This is a genomic window from Halomonas colorata (genome assembly GCF_014897985.1).
GTDB classification, from domain to species: Bacteria; Pseudomonadota; Gammaproteobacteria; order Pseudomonadales; family Halomonadaceae; genus Vreelandella; species Vreelandella colorata.
Genome location: NZ_JABUZA010000079.1, coordinates 1 through 6,161, shown reverse-complemented (window position 1 = coordinate 6,161; position 6,161 = coordinate 1). Strand labels below are relative to the sequence as shown.

Genomic DNA, 6,161 nt, shown 5'->3' with positions numbered 1-6,161 from the left:
TTGATGGATTGGTTAGGCTCTTGAAATCATAGCACTTTCAGCCGCTTTCTTTTATACCCCGTGAGAAATCCAGGCTAGGACAGGCTGCTCTAGTAATTGATCGCGCAGCTCACAGACCGTAAATGATGTGTTATCGAGGGCTTTCTGCCCTAACAGCGTGTTGAGGGGCTCAGCAGCAACTAGATGAATTTGACGACGACTCATGAGCGCTCCTTCTGCACAGCAATAGGCTGTACTGAGGGGACAGCTTTGGCATCTAAATCATGTGCTTTTTGCATATGATGCTGATAACGCTGATAGCGAGTACGAAGACTGCTATCGGAGAAGAGTGCCGCACGTGCCATAGCACGGTGAGCCGCTGCGCGGCCAGCAAGGCTAAAATTGGGGAAGGTTTTTAAACGCATCAAACAGCTCCTTGGATTAATCAGAGCCGTCTCCGCTGTCGCCAAACAGGAGGGAGGCGGCCGTACGCAGGTTGGCGAACCGGTATCCAAGTAAAAACCGGCAGACCCGAAGGTCTCCCACGCACGACCACCATAGTCATAGCAAGCACAAAAACGCCTACTATGGTCAGTGGCGCTTATGCGCCTTGGATAATTTCAGGTCGCCAAACCTGGTTAAAGATATTGCTTTAACGTTTTTAGATTACCTTGACCATCAAATGCTGTAAACCCTTACAGATCTACTTATAGCTCGACGCTTCACACCACAACCCTACTCTGGCACTTTCTCTCTCACCCGCAATCTGGTTCGTCGGCTGGTTTCTTACCACTTATAAGAGGTATGAACCACGCGACTAGAAAACCAAATGAGCCCTCATACGCAACTGAACCGCACAAAGTGTCGTTTGAACGAAATAAAACACAGCTATGAGAGTGAAGTGGTGAGATAAAAACACGCTTACAGACGTTGCTAAGCGCAATATAGAAACAGCCTCGGAAGCTCTTAAATTCTATATAAAGACGCCCTCAGGTGTTTTCAAAGAATTATTAAAGAACGCCAAGAGACGTCACGACAATCTAAAAAGGAAGCTTGCAGGCGTCTTAAAAAATGGACTTATATCATCAACTATATCTTAAAAGCGAGGGCATCATTTTATTAACTTAAAGCAAAAGGCAAACCCAGCCTCCAATACCGGCCCCAATCCACTCTTTAACCATACCCACTACCACCTCCAGCAACGCCGCCTAGAAGGCAATTAAAACGCTCTTCTGAAGCACACAAAAGACCACCTCTCCCTTCCCAGCATTAGTACAGCAATTGAAATCACTACATACTGAAACTCTTACTTGTGACGACAGCCGACTAAGAGGAAATTTAACACTAAACTTATCAAACCCTTTTTCTAAAAAAATTTCCTACAACCAGACCCTAGGATTTTAAATTAATTTAATTAAAAATTAACTTTTACAATACGATAAAAAATTTCTCACACATTAAACCAAATAATATCGCAATAAATCTCCTTAAAAACACCTTACCAATGAAACTCACCTATCTCCATTTATCTCAGATTAAATCTTCTGACTAAAAATTCAAGTAAATAAATTCTTGGCAAGCCGACATTTATTCGCTTAATGCACAGATCGGTCACCCAGCTACGCTAGACGAAAAACGCACCAGCGCACCAGTGTCTATCTAAACGTGCTGTTAGCGATTAAAAATCATCGAAGAGGTGACTGGGAAGTACGGCTTCACTTTCTCACTGTATTATCTATCTGGGAAATATTTTCAATTTCCCCCGAGTTTTAGGGCATTTTACGACGGAAAAAGCGTTACCTTACAAAGATACTTATTTCTTCGGAAACGCAGGAATTACTCATATATATGGGAAAAACCGGAGTATTGCAAAATAAATCTGTTTTAAGTGTTAGCAACATATTCCCATATGTGGAAAATCATTATATCGTCATTAATAATTAATTTTTTATTTTCTAACCTCCCATATATATGGGAAAACTTTACAATGCGAATTATTACTATTTTCAAATAATGACGTATCAATAGGCTTCAGACGCCTGCAAACGTTCTATAAAAATGATTTAATCTAACCGTGCATCGCAAACCCAGACTAAGTTAGCAATGGGCACATATCTGGCTGAAGGCTGGTGGCCATAGCCATTGACGCATTATGCGTATGATTCGGTCATTAGCCTGGAGATCCAGACCTAGCCTGCGCATTTAAGCAGGCAGTGATGAAGTTCGGGATGCAGCGAGGTGTTGTGTCGACTACAGGTTGCTGGGAGGCTCATCCCCCGGGAGACATTATGGCGGGCCTTCTCACTTATTGCTCGGCTTTGGAGAAGTTATAAGGTGGTAATAATTTTTTTCGCTGATGACAGAAGTGTTATCTTTAATGACAGAGATAACTCAAATTCACCGCAAAATTATGTTAAATATTGGTTCAAGTGATAAATTATGCGCTGAAAGTCTAACGTCCGGGCCAGTGAATAAAAGCAACGATGACTACTCCAAAACCACTCAATGCATCAATGGAAATAAACTCTTTACTGCAGAAAATGAGAGCAACACCGGGGCATTCTGCCTAGATGTTGTCTCATGTCATATCTCGAATTAACGTGCACTATATAGTTAAGGCAAGGTCAACCTAAGGGCACAAATTTCTATTGAAAACTAAACAAAATTTACAATCTGCGCATAAGCACGACGCAATTGACGTCTAGCATCGACAAGAGATTTCGACATCATTCGGCAATACACAAATGATTTTTCCATTTCTCTAATTAGTTCTTTCTCCCACGCATTAAGTTGTGCAATATCATGTTCAAGATACTTATATTTTGAGCTCTTCTTTATATAACTCCCTTTCCTAAAGTTTGACTTTTCATTCTTTACTGTAAATGAGCTTTTATAATAAGATATTTCAGTTGCGTATCCACGAAGACGAACGCGGATTCCGATTCGACTGCTTTTCTCACCTCTCTCTTGTCTTTCATACACTTCCTCCCAAAAAACATCCGCTAGCGAAACTGCTAATAAATGAACTTTTTGTATATCACAGTTAATCTGTTCAATACGTTCTTTGAAACCTTCAGCAATTGACAAATCAAGGTCTATTAACGCTAAAATACGCGATTCGCGATCTTCAGCTAGCTGTTTAAGAAGGGTTGTATTATTAAAATCCTTCAAAACAATCTCCTAGTTTTAAATAATTTACTTTAAAAAATCATTAACGGCTGCAGCCCTTCTCTGGGCTGCAGGAAAATAGCGTTTTGATGACTTAATTCGTGGTTCAAGACACAAAACGAAGAAAATTATTTTTGCTTACTTTGCTCCCAGACAATTAGCTCTGATAACGACCAGCGCACTGCACGTGGACCGATTCGTAGCGGAGCAGATATGTGACCATTTTTGATCCAACGCCACAGCGTTGAGCGTGAAATTTTGTAACGTTTACAGACATCTAAATCAGAAAGAAAACGATTTTCTTCAGCTGTATTCATAGAAAAATCCTTCGCGCATAAAATGAATTGTTAACACGCGAGTAGATTAAACAATGTCAAGCAACAAGGCGGGAAATAAGGCCATGAAAATGGCCGTACTAATCGAAAGTTTTCTCTCACAGAATCTATCTGTTACACAACAACTCAATCACTCCCTAAGACTTGGATATCGTTGTCTTTGCTGGATCAGCAGACCTCTGCATAGCTCTTGCCAATAGAGAGGTAGAGATAGCTGATGTGGTACTGTAGCAAGTGATTTCTGTGGGGGCGCCTGTGGGGGCGAAAATAAAAATTGCCAAAAACCAGGAAAATAAATATCAATAAGCCATTGATTTAATTGGCGTCCCTGGCAGGAATCGAACCTGCGACCTGCCGCTTAGGAGGCGGCTGCTCTATCCTACTGAGCTACAGGGACTTTGCTTACAGAAGGGGCGCGTAGTATAGCGTGTTACACATAACACTCCAACCCGCGGCCGCCTCTTCTTATACCCAGCCCAGCAGGCGCAGAGCAAAAATGCCCAGCGTAATCGAGATGCTGGCCATCATTGTGGTGATCGCGATGATATTTGCGGCGAGCGCTGCATTGCCGCCCATGGCTTTTACCATGACAAAGCTGGCAGCGGCGGTGGGGCTGGCGAAGAACAGAAACAATAAGCCTAACTGCTCGCCTTTAAAGCCTAGAACCCACGCCGCAGCCGTCGATATCACGGGAAGAACCACCATCTTCATGACGCTAGAACCCAGCGCAACCTCGCTTTTATCCCGAATGCTCGATACTGAAAGCGTGGCGCCAATACAGATGAGTGCTAGCGGCAGAGTTAATGAAGCAAAGTAGTCGCCAGAGGTCATCACCCAACGCGGCAGTGAAATAGAAAACGCGGTAAACGGCAGCGCCACCAATACCGAGATAATCAACGGATTCATGGCAATATTTTTTAATATGCTTCGCCAATCGGTGGCTTGGCCTGGCTGATAGGTTGCCAGTATCCAGACAGATAGCGCGTTATACATCACGATGACCAGGCCAACGAGTAGGCTGCCCGCCGATAACCCATAGTTGCCATACATGCCCGCCGCCAGGGCTAACCCCACTACCCCACAGTTACCGCGAAAGGCACCTTGAATATAGATGCCCCGCTCGGCGTAGGGAATACGGAAACACGCCCATAACCAGCTAATGAAAAACTGGCCAAGTGTGGCAGCTGCAAAAAACAGCATTAGCGGAATATCCAGCGCAACGCTTAGATCCGCCTTGACCAAACTAAGAAAAATAAGCGTGGGCAGGGTGGCTTTAAAGACCAGCGCAGACGCCGTCGATACAAACGTCCGGTCAATCCAGCCAAGACGCTTTAGCCCAATACCCAAAAAAACCATGGCAAACACCGGCAACGTGATATCCAGGGTTCGGGCAAATAATTCAAGTAGGTTCACAGCATTGTCTCTACTAATTCAGCACGCCTTAATATTCTATTGTAACCGATATGCTGTCGCCGCAATCACTCCGTTTGGCTTACGTTTAAGGCTTTTAATACTTTATCGTGGCTAATTAAATAATTGCATAGGGTCCATTTCAGTTGACTCTCGAATGACCACGCTATTACGTCCATTCCCTTTTGCTTCATAACTGGCAGAATCGGAGCGTGAAAGAGCATCTTCGATACTGGTATCGCTATCATCAAAACTGGTAACCCCAATACTGAGCGTTACCCGATACTCTTTGTCTAAATGAGTAACCGAAACTTCGCTGACCGCCTGACGCAGTGACTCTGCAATTATTTGTGCCTGCCCCAGGGTGCAGCTAGGGAGCAATACGCCAAACTCGTCTCCGCCTTGGCGCGCCACATGATCACTGCGGCGCACTTCCCAGGCGACGATTTGAGCAATCCGACGCAGCATCTCATCGCCTAGCGCATGCCCGCCTTCGTCGTTAATCGGTTTGAAGTGATCTAAATCGAACATGAGCAGTGCTGACGGCGTACTGGTTTTTTGGAAATCAGCAAACGCCTCTTCAAGACGGCGTTCAAAACCACGCCGGTTTAAAAGCCCCGTTAACGGATCGTGCTCGGCTTCCCAGCGCTGTAGTGCCTCTTGCTGGCGGCGCTCAGTAATATCTTTAACGACGCCAACTAAGCCCAGGGAGTGACCGCCTTGCGTTAGCATGACCACTCGCGCATGAATATCCAGCCACAGCGTTTCATTATCAACATGCATAAACCGCAGCTGACGAACAAAATCACTGCCATTTTTTAAGCTATGCTCCCACATATCCCTTGCCCCACCAAAATCGTCAGGGTGGATCTGTTTTAGCCAAGCCTCGGCAGGTCGAGCAGCCTTGATCCCCAGCATTTCCAATAGCGCCGGGTTCATATAGGTGATGGCACCATCAAAATTAGCGACAAACATACCTTGTGGGACGGCGCTCAATACGGAGTCGAGGAATGCCTGACGCTCTTGTAGATGATCAACTAACGTTTGTCGCTCTTCTTCGACGCGATTAAAAGTAGTTGCGACTTGCTGCAGCTCCTGCATTGCCGTAGCCAGATTGACGCGCTCACGGCGGCCTAGGCCAACTTCACCAATTTGAGTTTCCAAGTGTTGAAGCGGAGCCAATATACGCGCTAAGGAAGGTCTGAATAATTACCGATATTCGTCAACGCTCACTTGAGCTGATAAAAAATTGCAAATTTAGGCACTATT

General features: G+C 44.7%; 5 protein-coding genes, 1 tRNA gene and 1 pseudogene. All 7 read right to left on the bottom strand.

The genetic code is table 11. The annotated features are described in order from the left end of the window. Positions 1-51 precede the first annotated feature (51 nt). A complete protein-coding gene (locus tag INT33_RS20640) occupies positions 52-204 on the bottom strand; it encodes a hypothetical protein (protein ID WP_193092910.1) in 153 nt (50 codons plus the stop codon). Next, a complete protein-coding gene (locus tag INT33_RS20635) occupies positions 201-404 on the bottom strand; it encodes a hypothetical protein (RefSeq protein ID WP_193092909.1) in 204 nt (67 codons plus the stop codon). Before INT33_RS20635 ends, INT33_RS20640 begins: the two co-directional genes overlap by 4 nt. Positions 405-2,634: 2,230 nt before the next feature. Continuing rightward, positions 2,635-3,150 (bottom strand): conjugative transfer protein MobI(A/C), encoded by a 516-nt coding sequence (gene mobI, locus INT33_RS20630; RefSeq protein ID WP_193092908.1) that lies wholly within the window; start codon positions 3,148-3,150, stop codon positions 2,635-2,637. 125 nt (positions 3,151-3,275) lie between these two features. Then, on the bottom strand, positions 3,276-3,464 hold the full coding sequence (locus INT33_RS20625) for a helix-turn-helix transcriptional regulator (protein WP_193092907.1): 189 nt from the start codon (positions 3,462-3,464) through the stop codon (positions 3,276-3,278). 338 nt (positions 3,465-3,802) lie between these two features. Then, a tRNA-Arg gene (locus INT33_RS20620) sits at positions 3,803-3,879 on the bottom strand. A 68-nt stretch (positions 3,880-3,947) separates the two neighbouring features. After that, positions 3,948-4,895: an AEC family transporter gene (locus INT33_RS20615; protein WP_192539923.1), complete on the bottom strand. Its 948-nt coding sequence runs from the start codon at positions 4,893-4,895 to the stop codon at positions 3,948-3,950. A gap of 111 nt (positions 4,896-5,006) precedes the next feature. Then, positions 5,007-6,086 (bottom strand): annotated as a pseudogene (locus INT33_RS20610) (sensor domain-containing diguanylate cyclase); the annotation flags it as partial. Positions 6,087-6,161: the final 75 nt, after the last annotated feature.